Source organism: Blautia sp. HCP3S3_G3 (assembly GCF_052063365.1).
Lineage (GTDB): Bacteria > Bacillota > Clostridia > Lachnospirales > Lachnospiraceae > Blautia_A.
Window position 1 is genome coordinate 25,227 of the sequence record NZ_JBQHXR010000011.1, and the last position, 19,971, is coordinate 45,197.

Below are 19,971 nucleotides of genomic sequence, written 5' to 3' on the forward strand. Positions count from 1 at the left end.
TGATAAAACTTATTCTGTAATTATACTGAATACACTTTTAAATTCAATGGACATTTTCTGCCAGTTTGTCCAGTTATTGCCAGACTCTGTCGATACTGTTCCATTTTCTGAAGCAGAACTTCCGATATGTCAAAAATACATACCTCTTTTCATGAGATACGGTATACAAAAAAACACATACCTCCTGAGTACTGATTTCGAAGGTACGTGTTCTCTTTTCCGGAAACATAAGAAAAATTTCACATCAACACACAGCTGATTCCATATATTTCGCTGTCTTATTGTTCCGTTATCATTTGTTATAAATATAATTGCTGTAGTTCGGATCATCCAGATTATCCAAGTTCAGCCATACCGGTTTCAGGAGAATTTCTTTTTCTATTTCCAGTTCTGTCTCCTCTTCCGGATCGATACTTGCCTGCAGAGCTGCCCAGATCGTCTGATATCCCATCGTAAACGGATCCTGAGAAATCACTCCGATTTCCTCTCCATTCCTGATTGCCTCCTGCTGGCGTGTTGTGGCATCTACTCCCACCATGGCAATTGCACTGTCTTCTGCAGTATTTTCTTTCTCCATGTTCAGATACATTTCCGAAACATCCGCATTGGTACAGAAAACACCGTCAAGGGCCGGATATTTCTCAAGAATTTCCTGCATAGCAGTCTCCATATCCTCTACCTGATCCTGATAAATCACCTGAACTACATCGATATCTGAATAATTGGAGATAAAATCCAGAAATCCTTCTACGCGCTCCTTCGCACTCTGGGTTTTCTCCTGTGCGGAAAAGACTGCAACATTTCCCATTTTTCCAATTGTCCGGGCCAGACGATAAGCGGCCATACGGCCAACCTGCACATTATCTGTCGCCCTGAATGCGGACACCAGCTTCGTATTCGTCACGTTCGAATCAAATACTACCACCGGAATTCCATTCTCGCTGGCACTCTCCAGCTGAGCCTGGCAGGAATCCATATCTCCTACAGAAAGACAGAGCACATCCGGATTCTCAGCTATGACTGCATCAATAATATTGATCTGCTCTTCGACCTTCTGCTCGTCATCCGGGCCTTCAAACGTCATGGTCACCTTCTCATCTTTCGAAAAACCATATGCGTCATTTACCTCACTCACTGCGGATTCCATCCCTGAACGAACCAGATCCCAGAATTCTCCTTTGGTGCATTTGCTGACTACTGCAATTCTGGTGCCCGCCTGAATCGGAACGTTTGTATCAATTTCCGGAAGGACCTGCGGATCTTCCACCTGTTCTGCGGATTCTGTTTCTTCCCCTTCAAGCACATCTGCCACAAGCGGCTGTATCGCCTCTTCTACCTGTTCTTTACGACAGCCGGACAAAATCACAGAAACTGCAAATATGCCCGCAGCGGCAATTGCTGCTCTCTTCATCTTTATTCTCCTCTTTCCATTAAAATAGAATTAACATGAATTATACGACTTTTTTACATTATACACTTTTTCCGCGTTCCGTCCATAGATTTCATAATTTTTTCATTTTTTTCTCACGCATCCTATTATTTCCAAAATTACTCTTTAATCCCACACATCCCATTCTTTGCCGATCTCGTATACCGTAGAAAAAGAAAGCGGCCCCAGTATCACTCCCCACACGCCAAACAGAATCATGCCAAGGTATACAGAGATCAGAATCATAATGGGAGATACTCCAAGTTTTTCTCCCAAAAGCCGCGGTTCCAGAAATTCCCTCAGAAGACTGGTCACAAGATCCACCAGCACACATCCCAGGGCCATTTTGGACTGTCCCCGTATAAGAAATATCACTGCCGCAGGATAAAGGAACGTTCCCGTACCGATCAGAGGCACCGCATCCAATATCCCCAGTGCAGTTCCCAGCAAAAGATAATACGGACTTTTCATCATCCAGAAAGCAGCCGCGCAGACCGCTGATATTACAGCAATAATGACCACCTGTGCTTTTAGATAAGTCACTGTTGTCTTTTTCAGCCGCCGTATGACACGTCTGATTCCAACCATCCAGGAATAATCCCAGATTTTTTGACGGAAATTCTCCATATCTCCCATAAGCAGAACTGCAGATATAAATGTAACAACGATTCCGGACAGAAAAAACAGCAGCTTTCCTGTTCCACGCAGTACTGCACGGGAAATATTCGGACTCAAGGCAGCCAGGATCTGATCCTGAAGCATTCCTGCCTGCTGCAAAAAATACTCTCTGCTTTCGTCCGCACGGATTCCTGTGATTTCTTCAATCATCCTGCAGCATCTGTCAAGAAGGGAAAACAGCCACTTCTGAAGCACCTGATAATTGGAAAATGCTCTTTTCAGCTGGGATAAACTCTCCCCGATTCCCTGATACACAAGCACTGCCAGTACTCCAAAGAGCACTGCCAGCAGCACTGCACCGGCAAATGTTCTTTTTATTTTTGTTTTCTTTTCAATTTTTAAAGAAAGGGGATAAAGCCAGCATGCCAGAATCCAGGCTGCAATAAATGGCAGAAACACCGGCATCAAATATCGGTATCCAAGATATACCCCTGCCAGAATTCCAACGATCATTCCCCGTCTTTTCCATTCTATATGCAAAAAACCACCACACATTTCCATGTTTATAAATTACTGTATCAGCGTGTGTTTGAAAATTTATTCCCGGAATCTGCCGGAAAACACTTTCCAAACACACAATAGTATGGTGGATAATTCTCTCAATTATTCATGGAATCCTTCAAAAGCTTCCCCGCGCGGTGAAATCTCGAATTTCATCTTTTTCTTCTTCGACGGGTGGAGCAGTGTCAGTTCACAGGAACAAAGCCCCAGCGGCACATTGGATTTATCCGAAGGATTATATTTCCGGTCTCCAAGCAGCGGCATCCCTGCATGGGCCATCTGCACCCGGATCTGATGATGGCGGCCGGTATCCAGATGAATTTCCAGAAGAATTTTCCTTCCGCCTTCTATACGGCTGTCTTCTGCTTCCTGCAATATTTTATAAGATAAACGGGCCTCCTTACTTCCTGCGGTTCCCTTCGGAACGACAGTTGATGTATTGGTTCTTCCGTCTTTTTTCAAGTAATCAATCAGCAAATATTCTTTCCCTGCTTCCTGTCCGGAAACAACAGCTGTCTCAGCCAAATTCTTTTTATCCAAAACACAATCTGTCACTGCCGGATATTTTTTACCCTGAACATTCCCCGTTACAGCCAGATATTTCTTGCACATTTCTCCTGCTGCCATCTGGCGGCTGAGTTCCCGGGCCGCACCCGGAGTTTTTCCAAAAACCAGTACGCCTTCCACCGGCTGGTCCAGCCTGTGGATGACTGCAAGATATGGAATTTTCCTGCTGTTTTCCCCACTTCTGACAGCAAGATAATTTCTAAGAGCATTCTCCAGATCCAGTGCTCCCATTCTGGCATTCTGCACTGCGATCCCCGCAGGTTTATGGCATACCAGGATTTCTCCATCTTCATATATAATGGTATCTTCTACTCTGAAATTACGCATCAATCTTTTCTCTCCCGGACTAATGAAAATCGCAGTAAAAGACGGTCATCACTTTTTACTCTGCCTGATTTCAAAAATGATGACCGTCTTAACAATCTTCATTATTCAATTTTTTTATCCTCTTTATTTCTTTATAAGAAATGTCTTCGTGTTATAATGATTCTGAATTTTAATTTGTTTATAATATGCTTTATCTCTATTCAGTTTTTACTTATATTTACTTTTTATATGTATATTTACATATCTCGTCTTATTTCCTGCTCATAAACGATATGATTCATTTATCATTCGATTTATTTAGAAAGTTCATAGATTTTGAATTATAATTTCACGGCTTATAATTCAATGAATGAAGAAATACCGGATATACCTTTTCTTTCTCTTATTTTTACAAACAATTTCGAACTTAACTTCTTAAATTAAAAACCGCTCATTGGTATGATAGAAAAAGTTCCTTTTTATTTCTTCTCTGTTAATATCTTTTGTAAGAAGATATTCTTCTGATGCAAAGCTTCAATTCATATTCTGATGTTGCAATATGGATTTCAAAATATCTTTCTTATCTGTCCTGGAAGTACTTCAAATCTCTTCTTTTGAACGAACCTCTGAGATAAGCAGTTATATTCTTTCTGATTATGTTTCTTTACACATATCAAAAATCTTTGTATCAGGTTCGTGATAGTTATTCAATATGAGAAATCGTTTCTATACCTTGGATACATTTTCTGTTATTTTCCGGTTACTGATTTTTCCGGATAAATTCTTTTCCTTATTTATCTTGTATCAGGTCTTTCTTGCAGGAAATACGATTCCTATCACTGACTCATATTGATGATTGTCAGGTTATGTTCCCACTGGAATCACCTTTGCCTTTCTTATTCTTTCATCCTTTTCATGGAGCATTTATACTATGAATTGAATGATTTCTTATTTTGTCGTTCTTTGTTTTGATGGTTTTATCATACCACTGCTTTTTCTATTTGTCAATACATTTGTTTATTATTTTAAAAATAATTCGTTTTTATCTGTTATCTCCTATATTAATGCAGTTATTTGTTTATATAATATATTATTTTCAGATAATTATGCAAATTTATACAGTTATGGGAAAGAATCCTTCTCTGCAGGATTCTCCGCCTGCGGCGAATTGCTTTCGCAATAAAATTCCTCTCTGCCACAGTGTGAACCTGCCCGGAAAGCTTTTTATTAAAGTTAAAGGAAAACGCGAAGTACGCTCCTGTAACTCAAAAAGCTGCCGGCCTGTGATCTTCCATCACCTGCGCGGCAGCTTTTCAGACATATTTGCTGCGAATCAAAATTTTATCTTAATCTGCGTTCCGATTATTGTAATTAATCAGACATCCCTTCAGGATGATTTCACGTTCATCGTCTGTCAGCTCCCCAAGGGTTACCTCAAACTCTGCCAGGCTGCCGTCTTTTACCACGTAACCTTTGATCACATCTGCTTTTTCTGCCACTGCGGTGCGTACACCCGGGAAGAAAAGATAATCCCCATTCTCAAACGGAAGATCTCCTGCAGGAATCAGGAAGGGGAGCATACCCCAGTTGATCAGGTTGGAACGATAACGTTTGGTCGCATACTCATTGGCAATATTTGCCCAGCCTCCGAGAACCTTCTGACAGGATGCAGCCTGTTCACGTGCGGAACCGTCACCCGGTTTTACAGCGAAAATCGTACTTCCGACACCGACATTTCCTTTGTCTGCTTCCGGGAAACGGGTATGAATTGCTTCCATTACAGGCTTCAGTTCCGGAAGAACCTCTACCGGGCAGGTTCCTTCCTGAATCGCCAGCTGAGCTTTCTGTACTTCCTTCGCACGTCCCACATATGCCGGGTCTTTTCTGGAAAGAGTAAACTCTGCAAGCCCCAGAGGATTAGAACGGAAAGAAGAAGTCTCACCGGAAGGAATCAGTTCGTCTGTGGTAGTAACCGGATCATGAATCTCTGAAACAACCTTCAGCACCAGATTCTCTGCCAGCGGAGGCATTTTCGGCCAGTCTTTGATATTCGGTCCAAAGTGAATCTCCACATCCGAATCTGCCACTCCATGACTGTCAAAGATACGGTTTTCATATATCGTTTTGTCAAAGAAATATTTCTGATTGGTATAGGTTCCTGTGTATTCTTCTGCTGATGTCAGGAATCCTTTATTGGCTGCTGTTGCTGCAATGGAACGGGCATCCATCAATGCAACCGAAGAAATCTGGCCATTCTGCACCTTGGAACCTTCCCGGTTCGGGAAGTTTCTGGTGGTATGACGGATACTGAATGCATTGTGAGCCGGAGTATCTCCAGCACCGAAACATGGTCCGCAGAACGCAGTCTTCACAACAGCACCTGTCGCAAGAAGATCCGCCAGCACACCATTCTTCGCCAGTTCCATATAAATCGGCGTGCTTGCCGGATAAACACTCAGCGTAAACGCATCTGCTCCGATACTTGCACCTTTCAGAATGTCTGCTGCTGCACAGATATTTTCAAAACCGCCGCCTGCACATCCTGCGATAATTCCCTGATCCACATAAAGGTTTCCATCAACGACCTTATCTCTCAATGTGTACGGAATCTTTCCTCCAAGACTTACCTGGGCTCTCTTCTCCACATCTGCCAGAATGTCATCCAGGTTTGCTTTGAGTTCATCAATGGTATAGGTGTTGCTCGGATGGAACGGCATTGCGATCATCGGCTTGATCTCGCCAAGGTCAATCTCCACACATCCGTCGTAATATGCCACATTGCCCGGCTTCAGTTCTTTGTATTCTTCACTTCTGCCATGGATTTCATAAAATTCTTCAATCTTCTCATCTGTCTGCCAGATAGAGGAAAGACAGGTGGTTTCTGTTGTCATAACATCCACACCGATACGGAAATCCGCGCTCAGAGATGCCACACCAGGGCCGACAAATTCCATTACTTTATTCTTCACATAACCATTGCCAAATACTTTTCCGATAATGGCAAGAGCAACGTCCTGCGGTCCGACACCAGGACGCGGTTCACCTTTCAGATAGATAGCAACCACACCCGGCATATTGATATCATATGTCTGGGAAAGAAGCTGTTTCACCAGTTCTCCGCCGCCTTCTCCCATTGCCATGGTTCCAAGCGCTCCATAACGGGTATGGCTGTCAGAACCGAGAATCATTTTGCCGCCGCCTGCCAGCATTTCACGTGCATACTGATGAATAACTGCCTGATGAGGCGGTACATAAACACCACCGTATTTCTTGGCACAGGTAAGACCAAACATGTGGTCATCTTCATTGATTGTTCCGCCTACTGCACAAAGGGAGTTGTGGCAGTTGGTCAGCACATAGGGAATCGGGAATTTCTCAAGCCCGGATGCGCGTGCTGTCTGGATAATTCCTACGAAAGTAATATCATGAGAGGTAAGCTTGTCAAATTTAATCTGCAGTTTTTCCATGTTTCCGGAAGTATTATGTGCCTCAAGAATACCATAGGCAATGGTATTTCTGGCAGCTTCTGCTCTGGATACCGGCAGATCAGCATGAGCTTCTTCCACGATATCATGACCATTTACAAGGTAAATACCGCCGTCGTATAATTTCATAATAATCTCCTCCATTCTGTAACAGACGGAATAGTTCCATCCAGAAATAATATGCCCTTTATTATAGTAGATTTCTAAAGAATACGCAATGAGAAATATTGTATGAATAATAATACATTTTCTTTGTTTTTTTATTCCATAATCCTTTCTTTACTTTCCGTCTGAAATCCGCTATACTGAAAATCACTAAATTTCACTTTATGGGAGGTTGATTACAATGTTTCGTTTATGGGGAAAAATCTGGAAAGACAATCATCTGCTCCGGGATACGGTTATCTGTGATGAAACAGAAGATACCCGTACCCACAAGGTTTTTCATGCACTGGAGCAGATCTGTTATGAATTTGATCTTGGGAATCCGATCTGGCTTGACTCTACGGTCACAGAATTCAAGCGCCGTTCCAAAGCCCGGTTCCGACAGGATAATTTTATAGAACAAATTGATTTTGACTATCTGGAAATTCAGGTCCTTGAAGAAGATTAAAAAGAATAAGAGCAGTAAAACAACAGGTACTCATTAATTTCTTCTGAATCTATTTTGTACCGAAGATACGGTCTCCTGCGTCGCCAAGTCCCGGACAGATATAAGCATTCTCATTCAGTTCTCTGTCAAGATGGCCCACATAAATCTGTACATCCGGATGTGCCTCATGCAGGCGTTTCAGCCCTTCCGGAGCGGCAATGATAAACATGCATTTGATGTTTTTGCCGCCATGCTGTTTGATATAATCCACTGCTGCCACAGCCGAGCCTCCGGTAGCAAGCATCGGATCCACAAGTACGATCAGACGCTGCTCGATCGGATCCGGAAGTTTGCAGTAATACTCATGAGGTTCATGCGTAACCGGATCACGATAAAGACCAATATGTCCGATTTTTGCCGAAGGTACCAGTGTTGTAATTCCGTTTACCATACCAAGGCCTGCACGAAGCACCGGAACCACTGCAAGTTTTTTGCCTGCGATCATCGGTGTTTTACATGCTTCAATAGGTGTCTCGACTTCCACATCTTCCAGCGGAAGATCGCGAAGTGCTTCATATCCCATCAGGATTGCAATCTCCTCGATCATTTTACGAAACTCGTTCGTTCCGGTATTTTTATCTCGGATCAGGGAAATTTTGTGCTGGATCAGTGGATGATCCATAATAAAAACGTTCTCCATAACATACCCTCCAATGTTTTGTCTATTGTATCTTTTACACAGTCAGACATGACTGTTTCCTATATTCTTAGCATAACACAAAAAACGCTCAATAACAACTTTTCATGCATAAATGAATGGAAACCCTTTTATGCATAAAAATGAATGGAAATCTTTTTGTACATAAATGAATGGAAATCTTTTTGTACATAAATGAATGGAAACCTTTCACGGGATATTTCCGGAAAAATGATATTTCCACTCAGCACACCCTGTTTCTGTCCTCACTGTTCAAAAATGCCCGGATATTTTCCGCAACTTCATCCAGACATCTGGTTCGGGTTTCCACCGGCGCCCAGGCCATATGCGGTGTAATGATCAGCTTCCGGCTGTCCTGAATTTTTGCCAGAGGGTTATCCTCAGCCATGGGCTCCACTTTCAGCACATCCAGTCCTGCTGCAGCAATCAGGTTTTCTGTCAGCGCAGTATAAAGGTCTTCCTGATTGACGATAGGGCCACGCGCCACATTGATCAGAACTGCCTCTTTTTTCATTTTGCGGAAAGCCTCCAGGTTCATGAGATTTTCTGTATAGCTGTTAAGCGGTGCATGAATCGACAAAATATCCGATTCTGCCAACAGCGTATCAAAATCTGTCTGCTCATAATTTTTATCACGGAAATCATAGCGGCTTCCGGAGGCTGAATAGCAGAGAATACGGCAGCCAAACACAGAGGCGATTTCTGCCACCTTCTGTCCGATGGCGCCCATTCCAATGATGCCCCAGGTCTTGCCTTTCAATTCATAAAAGCGTTCCGGAAAGCAGGAAAATGAATTTCCGGCCGCATACTCACCGGACTTAACAAAATCATCATAAAATCTCAGTTTTTCCCACAAATAAAACAGCAGGGCAAATGTATGCTGCGCTACTGCATCTGTAGAGTAGCCGGCTACATTTCTTGCCTGAATTCCACGGGATTTCAGATATTCTGTATCCAGATTATTCGTTCCTGTTGCAGTCAGACAGACCAGTTTCAGATTTCCTGCCCCGGACAAGGTATGTTCATTCATGGGCAGCTTATTTGCCACCAGAATGTCTGCATCTTTCAGACGTTCCGGCATTTCCTCCGCCGTTGTTTTGGGATAGATCACAACTTCTCCAAACTCGTCAAACTGAGTGAAGACCATATCGTCTCCCACGCTTTTTCCTTCTAAAATCACAATTTTCATATTCTGCCTCTGCATTCCGGCACATGCATTTCCGTCTTACAGCCAGAGCGTGTTTGAAAATTCATTCCTGCCAGAAGCTTTCCTCCTTACGTTTCATGCGTGTAAGTATAACAAACTCTTCTGTTTTTGTGAAGCCTTCTTATTTTCACTGCATAAATTCCCATATTTTATGAAACTTTCCTGCCTTTCACTGCATAAATTCCCGTATAATTTCCCGCATGATTTCCTCTTCCTCCGGACTTAGCATTTTGCTGAAATGACTGCCGGTAGCTGCCGTCTGCCGGATACTGCTGGTGATTTTTTCCACGACTTCTTCCTGCAGGACCGGATCTGTTTTTCTGGGGGCCGGAATCTCCTCCACCCAGGTACGGACCTGTTCCACGTAATCCGACAGGGAACTCATCACCAGCTCCTCTTTATAGGCAAAATCCAACGCTGTGCGCAGAAGCAAAAGTCCCACCGGGACTGCGGTTCCCACATATAAATAACGAAGGGGCAGTCCCTCATTCAGGTCCAGTATTGTGACCAGAAACAGAGACAGCCCCAGTAAAACGGTACTTAAAAGCGACGGAATCCATACCAGCAGATTCATCCGGCGCAAAAGCCTGTCCCTTGTTTTCCACAGATTCAGCCATTTCTCTTTCAGGTTTTTGACACCGTTTGTTTTTCTTAAAATTCTTCGGTAAGTAAGGTTTGTGGCAAGCATGACAATAGCTCCGACAGCCCCCAGGGCCGTCATGCAGTAGAGCAGTATCTGCAGCCGCATGATGTTTTCCAGCATATGATCCTCCCTTTCTGTCCGCTTTCTGTCACTTATTATAACGCCGGCGCAATTATGATGAAACAAAAATCGTTCGTCAAATTCTCTTACATATTTACACAGAAATAGAGCGTGTTTGAAAATTGCTTTCCTAATGAATTTTCAAACACACTCAAGGAGTTCCACTTATCATAAACTGTTATTTTCCTGTAGAGCTACATCTCCTGCAGTGCTTTCACCACTTCTTCAAATTTCATGAAATGGGATGCTTTTACAAGAATCGTATCTCCCTCTTTCACATATTCCGGCAGATGGGAAAGAAGGCTTTCTCTGTCCGACTCATAGATTACTGTCAGCTGCGGATTTTCTGCGGCAGCTTTTTCCGCCATATGGCGGCAGAGATCACCGGTACAGATGCAGACATCGATTCTGCAGTGTGCCGCATGCATGCCCACTTCTTCATGAAGAGCAATCTCATTTTCTCCCAGTTCGCCCATATCTCCCAGAATGGCAACGCGCCTTCCCTCTCCATCCTGAAGAACATCCAGAGATGCTTTCATAGACATGGGATTGGCATTGTAACAGTCATCTACAATGAGAAATTTCTCTGTCTCGATCATTTTGAATCGTCCGCTGATTGCCTCCAGACTCTCGATTCCACGTTTGATTTCTTCATTTGTCAGACCGTAAATTCTACCAACTGCTGCTGCCGCAAGTGCATTATACACCATATGACGGCCCGGCATGGGAACCATCACCTCAAACGCCTCTCCGTACAGATGAATCCTGCAGGACATTCCTTTCAGGCCATGGCTGACAATCTCATCTGCATAAACCGGATAGCAGTCACTCATACCAAAGAATACCGGCTGAATTCCGTGCGCTTCTTTTACAGTACAAAGCTTATCGTCATCCCCGTTCAGAACAATGTGTCCGCCCGGTTTCAAAAAATCAAACACTTCTGTTTTTGCTTTCAGAACTCCGTCTCTGTCACCCAGATTCTCCAGATGGCAGGTCCCGATATTGGTGATTACAGAGGTTTCCGGTCTGGCGATTTTTGCCAGTCGGCTCATCTCTCCAAAATCGCTGATTCCCATCTCCAGAACGGCGATTTCATCTTCATCCCGCAGACGGAATACCGTAAGAGGAAGTCCCAGTTCATTGTTAAAATTTCCCTGTGTCTTCAAAGTCCGGTATTTCTCTTTCAGCACAGATGCGATTACTTCCTTGGTACTGGTCTTGCCCACACTTCCGGTAATTCCCACAACAGGAATCTGCAGCTGCTCCAGATAAAATTCTGCAATATCCTTCACAGCCTGCAGCGTAGATTCCACCAGAATATATGGAAAATCCGCATTCTCCAGAGTTCTTTCTGAAAGAGTGGCAAGAGCTCCTTTTGCCATCACATCCGGAATAAATTTGTGCGCATCCACCCGCTCGCCCACAATCGGGACAAACAGACACCCCTCTTCCACTTTGCGGCTGTCCGTAGTAATCGATGTCACTTCCCTGTATATGGCATCTGCTGCACCAAAATACACTCCGCCGCATACCTTCGTAATATTTTCCAATGTGAGATTTTTCATAATGATATCCTATTCCTTTTCTTTTTACATAAACAAATATATCCAAAAACAAATCACCGGGTGTTTATTTTTTGATATACAAGGGGCATCAAAAGATGCTGTCTGTAACCTTTGATGCCCTGAAAATCATTCCTATCTGCGTATTTTCCTCACAGATATTCTATTCATATTTTTTAAGTGAAACGCGGATCAGTTCTTCGCAGAGGCCCGGGTAATCCATTCCAAGCACCCGTGCTTCCTGAGGAATCAGACTGGTCGGTGTCATACCCGGAAGTGTATTAGCCTCCAGACAGTACATCTCTCCATTCTCAGTCATCATAAAATCCAGACGCGCATAGCCTTCCAGTCCAAGAGCATGGTAACCCTTCACTGCATAATCCTGCATCTTCTTCGTCAGTTCTTCCGAAATCGGAGCAGGACAGGTTTCTCTCGTCGCACCCGGCTTGTATTTGTTCTCATAATCGTAGAATCCCTCACACGGCACGATTTCCACGATCGGATATGCCTTCCCGTCCACAACAGCAACAGTATATTCGGTTCCGTTGATAAACTGTTCCACAACAACTTCATTTTCATAGGAAAACGCCTGATCCAGAGCATTTTCATACTCTTCCTGAGCATGCACAATATAAACTCCGATACTGGAACCGCCGCAGCAGGTCTTTACCACAACCGGAAATTCCAGGTTCAGTGTACTAAGATCATTGATGCGTGCTTTCTTTTTCATAGATACTCCTATGGGAGTGGGAACCTGATGCATCCGGAAAATTTCCTTGGTAACGCCCTTATCCATTGCCATAGCGCTGCTCAGATAGCCGGTACCCGTATATTTGATTCCAAACAGGTCAAATGCCGCCTGCACTTTGCCGTCTTCTCCATTGGCTCCGTGAAGTCCGAGAAAAACAATATCTGCTTTCTGGCAAAGTTCCAGAACATTCGGACCGAAAAAGCTTCTCCGGGTCTTTTTCATTTCTTCGATCTGATCATTAAACTTCTTCATATAGGCACATGCCCGGTCAACATCATATGTTTCCGGGAAAGGATCCGTCCAGTCCACAGACTCCACTCCGCCGAAAATATCCACCAGCACCGCCTGATGTCCTTTCTGACGCAGAGCCGTGCAGATTCCTGTTCCGGATACAATCGATACGTCGCGTTCTGTGCTGGTTCCGCCTGCTAAAACAACTATTTTCATGCTCCCATCTCCTTTATCGCATTTATCTTTCTGATTATTGATAAACAACAACCGGACATCCTACTTCCACCCTCTGGAAAATCTCCTGTGCCTTTTCATATGGTGTGTTGACACAGCCGTGAGAGCCTTCCAGAAGATAAAGATTTCCTCCGAACTGGGTTCTCCATGGAGCATCATGGATTCCAACATTTCCACAGAACGGCATCCAGTAAGTCACATTTGCCTCATAGCCCTCTCCGGTAAGAACTGCCGGAGATTCCTTTGCATCCAGAGCATAGCAGCCGACCGGGGTCTCCATTCCGGAAATATTCGGATTTCCGGTAACAACCGGGGAATCCACCGTTGGATAACCGTCCACATAAAGCACCATTCTCTGGTTCGTCAGATCAATTTCAATATATGTATAACCAATGTCATTCGTATCACGGCTCCAGCCTTCATATGCGTAAATAGGCTCTCTTACCTGCGTATTTCCACTCTCTACTGCTTCCATAAGCGCTTCGGTCTCTTTGGACTGATCAATCGCCCAGCCGTAATCACCGCCTGCAACTGTCACCGTTCTGCCATCATACGTTTCAAATTCTCTGGTACATCCCACTGTATCATATTTGCAGCCAAGTTCATAAACATAGGCAGCTACTTTTTCTTTATTCAGGACACAGTCTCCGTCTCTGATCACCAGCCAGTCTTTGATCACAGAGCGGTCCACTCTTTCTGTCCTGTCTGCAAAATCATAAGTGATGATCACAGAGGTCAGCTGATTGGCCTGTTCACACTGACGGATCAGATTCTCATCATCCCGGTAGACAGAAGGCGTTTTATAACAGCCTTCTTCCTCCAGATCAAGCACAGTCCTGCCGGAAAGCATCGCATATGCAGCCAGTTCCAGTACCTTATCTCTGTCCGGTTCAGAACCTTCCACTTCCGGCTCGATCACAAATTCAGAACCATTGTCGCTGATATAGGCATCCTGCGGGGAAACCGTGTTCTGCATACATTGCAGATTTCCCACTGCCTGATCGAGCATTTCTGCATGATAGGAAGAGGAGGACGTCAGCTCATAGATTTTCTGCTGTCCAAACACCAGGAACCATAGGAAACGATCCTGATTCCGGATGGTTTCCTGCACACTTCCATCCGACCGGTAAGTAAGACCGACCTGCTGTGCAGTGATACTTTCCTGACCGTTTCCGCGGGTACGGATTGCCAGAACATAGGACTCCACCTTTTTGGTAAGCAGGTCTTCTGCTTCCTGTGCTGTCATATAGGAACAATTAAAACCATTCACCTGAGAACCCGGCAAAAAATGTCTGGTAAAATAATATACACCTGCAAAATAAGCAGCAGCTGACAGAATCAGCAGCACACAGATCAGAACGATCACTGCCTTTTTGCCTGTGCTCATTTTTTCCTTTTCCTCAGTCATGAAAACCTCCTTATCTGTTCACCATTCACCCATTCCCGTCAGTCTGCACGCAGATTATTCTCCCAGCAGTTTCTCCACGCTTGCAAGTTTTACACAGAGAACAAACACGTTGGCTGCCTGCTCAAGTTCTTCAAGAGTCGGATAAGTAGGAGCGATACGGATATTGGAATCTTTTGGATCCTTTCCGTACGGATAGGTTGCACCGGCTCCGGTCATCACAACACCGGCTTCTTTTGCCTTGGCAACAATGTCCTTTGCACAGCCTTCCAGAGCATCAAAAGAAATAAAGTATCCGCCGTGCGGTTTGGTCCACTCGCCGATTCCAAGTCCTCCCAGTTCTCTCTCAAGAGTATCCAGTACCATTTCAAATTTCGGACGGATCAGGTCTGCATGTTTTCTCATATGAGCATGAAGACCATCCAGATCCTTGAAAAATCTTACATGACGAAGCTGGTTCAGTTTGTCATGACCGATGGTCTGGATCTGCATATATTTCCGGAAATCATCCAGATTGGCTTTGGATGCGGCTACTGCTGCAATACCGGAGCCCGGGAAGCTGACCTTGGATGTGGAAGTAAATTTATAAACAATATCCGGATTGCCTGCTTTTGCGCATTCTCCCAGAATTTCTACCAGAAAGTCCTGGTTGTCATCGTATAAATGATGGATGCTGTATGCATTATCCCAGTAGATACGGAAATCCGGTGCTGCAGGTTTCAGGCGGGCAAAGCGCTCTACTGTCTCTTTGGAATAGGTATATCCCTGAGGATTGGAGTATTTCGGCACGCACCAGATGCCCTTGATGGCGTCATCTTCGCTTACCAGTTTTTCTACCATATCCATATCCGGGCCTTCCGGAGACATGGGCACATTGATCATCTCGATGCCGAAGAATTCGGTGATTTTGAAATGACGGTCATAGCCAGGCACTGGACAGAGGAATTTCACTTTATCAAGCTTGCACCATGGGGTATGACCCATCACACCGTGAGTCATGGAACGTGCAATGGTGTCAAACATAACATTCAGACTGGAGTTTCCATAGATGATGATATGATCCGGATCTACTTCCGACATTTCGCCAAGAAGTCTCTTGGCTTCCGGAATTCCGTCGATCACACCGTAGTTACGGCAGTCTACGCCTGTTTCGCACTTCAGATCCGCTTCGCTTGACAGAACATCCATCATTCCCATGGAAATATCAAGCTGATCTGCGCTGGGTTTGCCTCGGGACATGTCAAGAGAAAGACCTTTGGCTTTGGTTTCGGCGTACTGCCTGGAAAGTTCCTCTTTGAGCGCGAGAAGTTCTTCTCTGCTCATTTCTGTGTATTTTTTCATAAATTTCCTCCTCGTCAGCTCCGTGGGGGCGGCGCTGAAATATTGTTATTGCTATTTTATATTTCCTCTGTATATCTTATACATTTTAGTATGCTAAATTCATGGTTGTCAAGTATTTTATATATCGGTCCATACATCCATATGCCCGGTTTTGCCATTCGTTCCTGTTCACTGCGTTCACAGCAACAACAGGTCTGCTATTTTTCTGTCGTAATCTCTTGCAGAATCCGTATTTTTCCCCTATACTAAAACGTGTTTGGAAATTCCCGACATCTGTCACAAACCAATTTTCAAACACACTCTGATCTAAAATCCGGAGAACCGTTTCTCCGATATTGCAGAATGAAACGTGCTGCTGACCCTGTCTGCAGCAACTCAAAAATATCTAAATTACAAATAACAGAAAGGTTTATACAAATATGTGGATTGCCGATGGTTGGAAAGAATATGAAGTCATTGATACTTCCTGCGGGGAGAAGCTGGAACGATGGGGCGATTATCTCCTGGTAAGACCTGATCCTCAGGTCATCTGGGATACGCCTAAAACTCATAAGGGATGGAAGCACATGAATGCTCACTATCACCGGAGCAAAAAAGGCGGAGGTGAATGGGAATTCTTTGATCTCCCCCAGCAGTGGGATATTCACTATAAAGATCTTACGTTTCATCTGAAGCCATTCAGTTTCAAGCATACCGGACTTTTCCCGGAACAGGCAGTCAACTGGGACTGGTTCGGAAATAAGATCCGCAATGCGGGAAGGCCTGTGAAAGTCCTGAATCTGTTCGCCTATACCGGCGGCGCGACCCTTGCTGCCGCAGCAGCAGGTGCTTCCGTTACCCACGTGGATGCATCCAAAGGTATGGTGACCTGGGCAAAAGAAAATGCCGCCGCGTCCGGACTCGGGGATGCACCTATCCGCTGGCTTGTAGACGACTGTGTAAAATTTGTGGAGCGGGAAATCCGCCGCGGAAATCATTATGACGGAATCATTATGGATCCGCCCTCCTACGGCCGCGGTCCCAAGGGTGAAATCTGGAAAATCGAAGATGCCATTCATCCACTGATCAAACTGTGTACACAGATCCTGAGCGATGAGCCACTGTTTTTCCTGATCAACTCCTATACGACAGGACTGGCTCCCGCCGTACTGACTTACATGCTCTCCACAGAGCTGAAAAAATATTCCGGCAAAGTGGATTCCCAGGAAATCGGCCTCCCGGTATCCTCCAACGGACTCATACTCCCCTGCGGAGCATCCGGACGCTGGGAAGCACTTTAATTGCTGTCCACTGAAATATTCTGCAAGGTGTTTTCATGCATTTACGCATAAAAATCCCGAAACAGTCAACGGATAAAATTATCTTCCAAATTCTTCACACAGCTCTTGAATACACTTTTTTTCGGGACTATAATGAGGGAAAAGGAGCGTGATTTCATGAGCAGTGAACATGAGAGCAAAGACCCTTATACCTGTACACTCGCCTACGACCGTAAGGCATGCGGCAATTGTGCCTGTGCCACCTGCTATCAGCAGGAATTCTGCGACCGCTGCAGCAGCTGCCGGGAACTTTCCCATAAGAAAGAACACTGCAGCCGTTACGAAGGCGCCTATAACTATTAAGCAACTGCGAAACACTGGTATTGGGGACACGAAAGGGATGCCGCATGGCATCCCTTTTCATCTGGATGGAAATTAAAAACAGCCAGAACAAACGTCCTGACTGTCTGCTTTTATGGTCTCTTATTCCCGGCTCAAAATTAACTTTTATCTTTTTTTATCCAACAAAGGCTGAATATTTCCATCACCTGTTTTCTGACATTTATTTTATGTTTTTCCTGCAACGACGGGATGCCTTCATCATCCCATCTGATGTTCATTATTTCTGTGAATTCCTGTAATGGAATACTCTACCCATTCTGCAATATTTACTGCATGATCCCCGATTCTTTCGATATATTTTGCAGTCATCAAAAGATCCAGACCGGCTTTTGCATCAAGGTTCTGCTTGTAAATAAGATCCGCAAGCATTTCTTTCACCTGATTAAATGCGGTATCGACCAGGTCGTCATCACGGATTACTTTCCGGCACAGTTCCAGATCAGATTTTACAAATGCTTCTACACTCTCTGTTACCATCTCTACAGTAACCTGTGCCATTTCGCTGATTGTATCCGGTATTCTGACTTTTGTTTTATCGATAAAAAGAGAAAGATCCGCGATGTCTGCCGCCTGATCTCCGATTCTTTCCATATCGGAAATCATCCCTAATGCCGCGGAAATTTCCCGCAGATCACCGGCTACCGGCTGCTGATGGAGAAGCAGATGCATACAGAGCGATTCCAGCTCTCTCTCCTTTTTTTCGATTTCATGATCTGTTTCAAAAACCATTTTTGCTGTCTTCTGTTCCGGCTTCTGAATAGAATCTGCAGACAGTATAATCGCTTTTTCGCAGAGATTACCAAGTGTGATCAGATGCTTATGAAGTTCTTCCAACTGACGTTCAAAATGTGTTGGCATATCAACCGAACCTCCCTGTAATATAATCTTCCGTCCTCTTATCCGACGGCATGGAAAACAGCTTATCCGTATTGTCAAATTCCACCACTTCTCCCAGAAGGAAAAATGCGGTTTTGTCAGAAATACGTGTTGCCTGCTGCATATTATGTGTTACCATAACGATGGTATAATCTTTTTTCAGCTCCAGAGCCAGTTCCTCAATCTTGGACGTGGAAATCGGGTCCAGTGCAGAGGTAGGCTCATCCATCAGAAGCACTTCCGGCTGTACTGCCAGAGCTCTTGCAATACAAAGACGCTGCTGCTGTCCGCCGGACATGCCAAGGGCGCTCTTTTTCAGACGGTCTTTGACTTCGTCCCAGATTGCCGCATCTCTTAATGATTTCTCTACGATATCATCCAGTTTTGCTTTGGAACGGATGCCATGTGTTCTCGGTCCATATGCGATGTTATCATAAATGCTCATAGGGAACGGGTTCGGTTTCTGGAATACCATTCCCACTCTTTTACGAAGAAGGTTCACATCCATATCCCCGTAAATATCTTCTCCGTCCAGTGTAATATTTCCGGTGATCACACATCCTTCCACAAGGTCATTCATACGGTTCAGGGATTTCAGAAGTGTGGATTTTCCGCATCCGCTTGGCCCGATAAACGCTGTGATCTCTTTTTCCGGAATCTGCATATTGATGTTTTTCAATGCATGAAACTTTCCGTAATGCAGATTCATATCTTCAATAGAAATTTTCGTTATCTCACTCATCTTTGTTATCCTTTCGCAATTCTGCTTTGGTTATCTCTTCGCAATTCGTTTTGCAATTCTGCTTTGATCATCCCTTTGCAATTCGTTTTGCAATCATACCGGACAATCCGTTAATTACCAGTACGAAAATCATGATCACTACTGCTGTAGCAGATGCCTGATTCATATGCAGACCTTCACTGGACAGAACATACATATGCAGTGCCAGTGTACGGCCGGAGCCCATCAGGTTGGAAGGAACAGCAGCAACTGTTCCTGCTGTATAAAGAAGTGCTGCAGTTTCTCCGATAATTCGTCCGATTGCCAGGATCACACCTGCCAGAATTCCCGGAACTGCAGAGGGAAGTACAATGGTAAAAATCGTACGCAGCTTTCCTGCTCCAAGTCCAAAACTTGCTTCTCTGTAGGAATCCGGAACTGCTTTCAGCGCTTCCTCAGAAGTACGCATAATTAGAGGAAGTACCATGATTACAAGGGTGCACGCACCAGCCAGAAGTGACATTCCCCACTTCAGAGTAGTTACAAAAAACAGCATACCGAACAGGCCATATACGATGGATGGAATACCGGAAAGCGTTTCTGCAGTAATACGGATCAGTCCCACAAATTTATTTCCTTTTCCTGCGTATTCCACAAGGAAAATTGCGGCAAAAATACCAAGCGGAGCAGCAATCGCCAGTGATACCACCGTCATAATAAAGGTATTGATCAGAGACGGCATCAGCGATACATTGTCCGAAGTATATTCCAGGCTGAACAGATCCGGAGTCAGATATGGAATCCCTTTTACCAGAATGTAAACAATCAGAAATAACAGCAATGCAAAGGTAGTAACAGCTGCAAATATGGTCAGAGCAGACAGGATCACAGAACCCGGATGTCTGACTTTTTTGTTTGCCCGTGCAGTAAGGGACATGTCATT

At 44.4% G+C, this 19,971-nt stretch carries 17 protein-coding genes; 3 read left to right on the top strand and 14 right to left on the bottom strand.

All coding sequences use genetic code 11. The annotated features are described in order from the left end of the window. Positions 1-292 precede the first annotated feature (292 nt). The 4 genes from ACTNEW_RS10640 to ACTNEW_RS10655 form a co-directional block, all read right to left on the bottom strand. Entirely contained in the window at positions 293-1,411 is a 1,119-nt protein-coding gene (locus ACTNEW_RS10640) for a substrate-binding domain-containing protein (protein WP_441060635.1), read from the bottom strand. 144 nt (positions 1,412-1,555) lie between these two features. Continuing rightward, positions 1,556-2,560, bottom strand: a complete 1,005-nt coding sequence (locus ACTNEW_RS10645; RefSeq protein ID WP_441060637.1) for an AI-2E family transporter — start codon at positions 2,558-2,560, stop codon at positions 1,556-1,558. Positions 2,561-2,710: 150 nt separating this feature from the next. Beyond that, positions 2,711-3,502, bottom strand: a complete 792-nt coding sequence (locus ACTNEW_RS10650) for an RluA family pseudouridine synthase (protein WP_441060639.1) — start codon at positions 3,500-3,502, stop codon at positions 2,711-2,713. A 1,325-nt stretch (positions 3,503-4,827) separates the two neighbouring features. Further along, the gene (locus tag ACTNEW_RS10655) at positions 4,828-7,095 is read right to left on the bottom strand and encodes a hydratase (RefSeq protein WP_441060641.1); all 2,268 of its coding nucleotides are present in this window, start codon (positions 7,093-7,095) and stop codon (positions 4,828-4,830) included. A gap of 217 nt (positions 7,096-7,312) precedes the next feature. Between ACTNEW_RS10655 and ACTNEW_RS10660 the strand changes: the two genes are divergently transcribed. Continuing rightward, positions 7,313-7,579: a hypothetical protein gene (locus ACTNEW_RS10660; protein WP_441060643.1), complete on the top strand. Its 267-nt coding sequence runs from the start codon at positions 7,313-7,315 to the stop codon at positions 7,577-7,579. A gap of 49 nt (positions 7,580-7,628) precedes the next feature. Here ACTNEW_RS10660 and upp read toward each other — a convergent pair whose 3' ends face one another. The 7 genes from upp to ACTNEW_RS10695 form a co-directional block, all read right to left on the bottom strand. After that, on the bottom strand, positions 7,629-8,258 hold the full coding sequence (gene upp / locus ACTNEW_RS10665; RefSeq protein WP_441060645.1) for a uracil phosphoribosyltransferase: 630 nt from the start codon (positions 8,256-8,258) through the stop codon (positions 7,629-7,631). Positions 8,259-8,499: 241 nt separating this feature from the next. Continuing rightward, positions 8,500-9,465, bottom strand: coding sequence for a D-2-hydroxyacid dehydrogenase (locus tag ACTNEW_RS10670; RefSeq protein ID WP_441060647.1), 966 nt, complete (start codon positions 9,463-9,465; stop codon positions 8,500-8,502). A gap of 187 nt (positions 9,466-9,652) precedes the next feature. After that, positions 9,653-10,246 carry a hypothetical protein gene (locus tag ACTNEW_RS10675; RefSeq protein WP_441060649.1) on the bottom strand — a complete coding sequence of 198 codons (594 nt, stop codon included), beginning with the start codon at positions 10,244-10,246 and terminating at the stop codon, positions 9,653-9,655. A gap of 194 nt (positions 10,247-10,440) precedes the next feature. Beyond that, positions 10,441-11,811, bottom strand: a complete 1,371-nt coding sequence (locus tag ACTNEW_RS10680; protein WP_441060651.1) for a UDP-N-acetylmuramoyl-tripeptide--D-alanyl-D-alanine ligase — start codon at positions 11,809-11,811, stop codon at positions 10,441-10,443. A gap of 160 nt (positions 11,812-11,971) precedes the next feature. Beyond that, entirely contained in the window at positions 11,972-13,006 is a 1,035-nt protein-coding gene (locus ACTNEW_RS10685) for a D-alanine--D-alanine ligase family protein (RefSeq protein WP_441060653.1), read from the bottom strand. A gap of 34 nt (positions 13,007-13,040) precedes the next feature. Beyond that, positions 13,041-14,432, bottom strand: coding sequence for a L,D-transpeptidase family protein (locus ACTNEW_RS10690; protein ID WP_441060655.1), 1,392 nt, complete (start codon positions 14,430-14,432; stop codon positions 13,041-13,043). A 54-nt stretch (positions 14,433-14,486) separates the two neighbouring features. Beyond that, positions 14,487-15,770 (bottom strand): aminotransferase, encoded by a 1,284-nt coding sequence (locus ACTNEW_RS10695; RefSeq protein WP_441060657.1) that lies wholly within the window; start codon positions 15,768-15,770, stop codon positions 14,487-14,489. A 419-nt stretch (positions 15,771-16,189) separates the two neighbouring features. Here ACTNEW_RS10695 and ACTNEW_RS10700 point away from each other — a divergent pair, with 419 nt between their 5' ends. Together ACTNEW_RS10700 and ACTNEW_RS10705 are read left to right on the top strand one after the other, a co-directional pair. Next, positions 16,190-17,050 (top strand): class I SAM-dependent methyltransferase, encoded by an 861-nt coding sequence (locus ACTNEW_RS10700; protein ID WP_441060659.1) that lies wholly within the window; start codon positions 16,190-16,192, stop codon positions 17,048-17,050. A gap of 156 nt (positions 17,051-17,206) precedes the next feature. After that, entirely contained in the window at positions 17,207-17,392 is a 186-nt protein-coding gene (locus tag ACTNEW_RS10705; protein ID WP_441060661.1) for a hypothetical protein, read from the top strand. A gap of 237 nt (positions 17,393-17,629) precedes the next feature. Here the strand turns inward: ACTNEW_RS10705 and phoU are convergent, their stop codons facing one another. The 3 genes from phoU to pstA form a co-directional block, all read right to left on the bottom strand. Beyond that, the gene (phoU, locus tag ACTNEW_RS10710; protein WP_441060663.1) at positions 17,630-18,289 is read right to left on the bottom strand and encodes a phosphate signaling complex protein PhoU; all 660 of its coding nucleotides are present in this window, start codon (positions 18,287-18,289) and stop codon (positions 17,630-17,632) included. A gap of 1 nt (position 18,290) precedes the next feature. Beyond that, the gene (gene pstB / locus ACTNEW_RS10715; RefSeq protein WP_441060665.1) at positions 18,291-19,049 is read right to left on the bottom strand and encodes a phosphate ABC transporter ATP-binding protein PstB; all 759 of its coding nucleotides are present in this window, start codon (positions 19,047-19,049) and stop codon (positions 18,291-18,293) included. A 67-nt stretch (positions 19,050-19,116) separates the two neighbouring features. Further along, the gene (gene pstA / locus ACTNEW_RS10720) at positions 19,117-19,965 is read right to left on the bottom strand and encodes a phosphate ABC transporter permease PstA (protein ID WP_441060747.1); all 849 of its coding nucleotides are present in this window, start codon (positions 19,963-19,965) and stop codon (positions 19,117-19,119) included. Positions 19,966-19,971 lie beyond the last annotated feature (6 nt).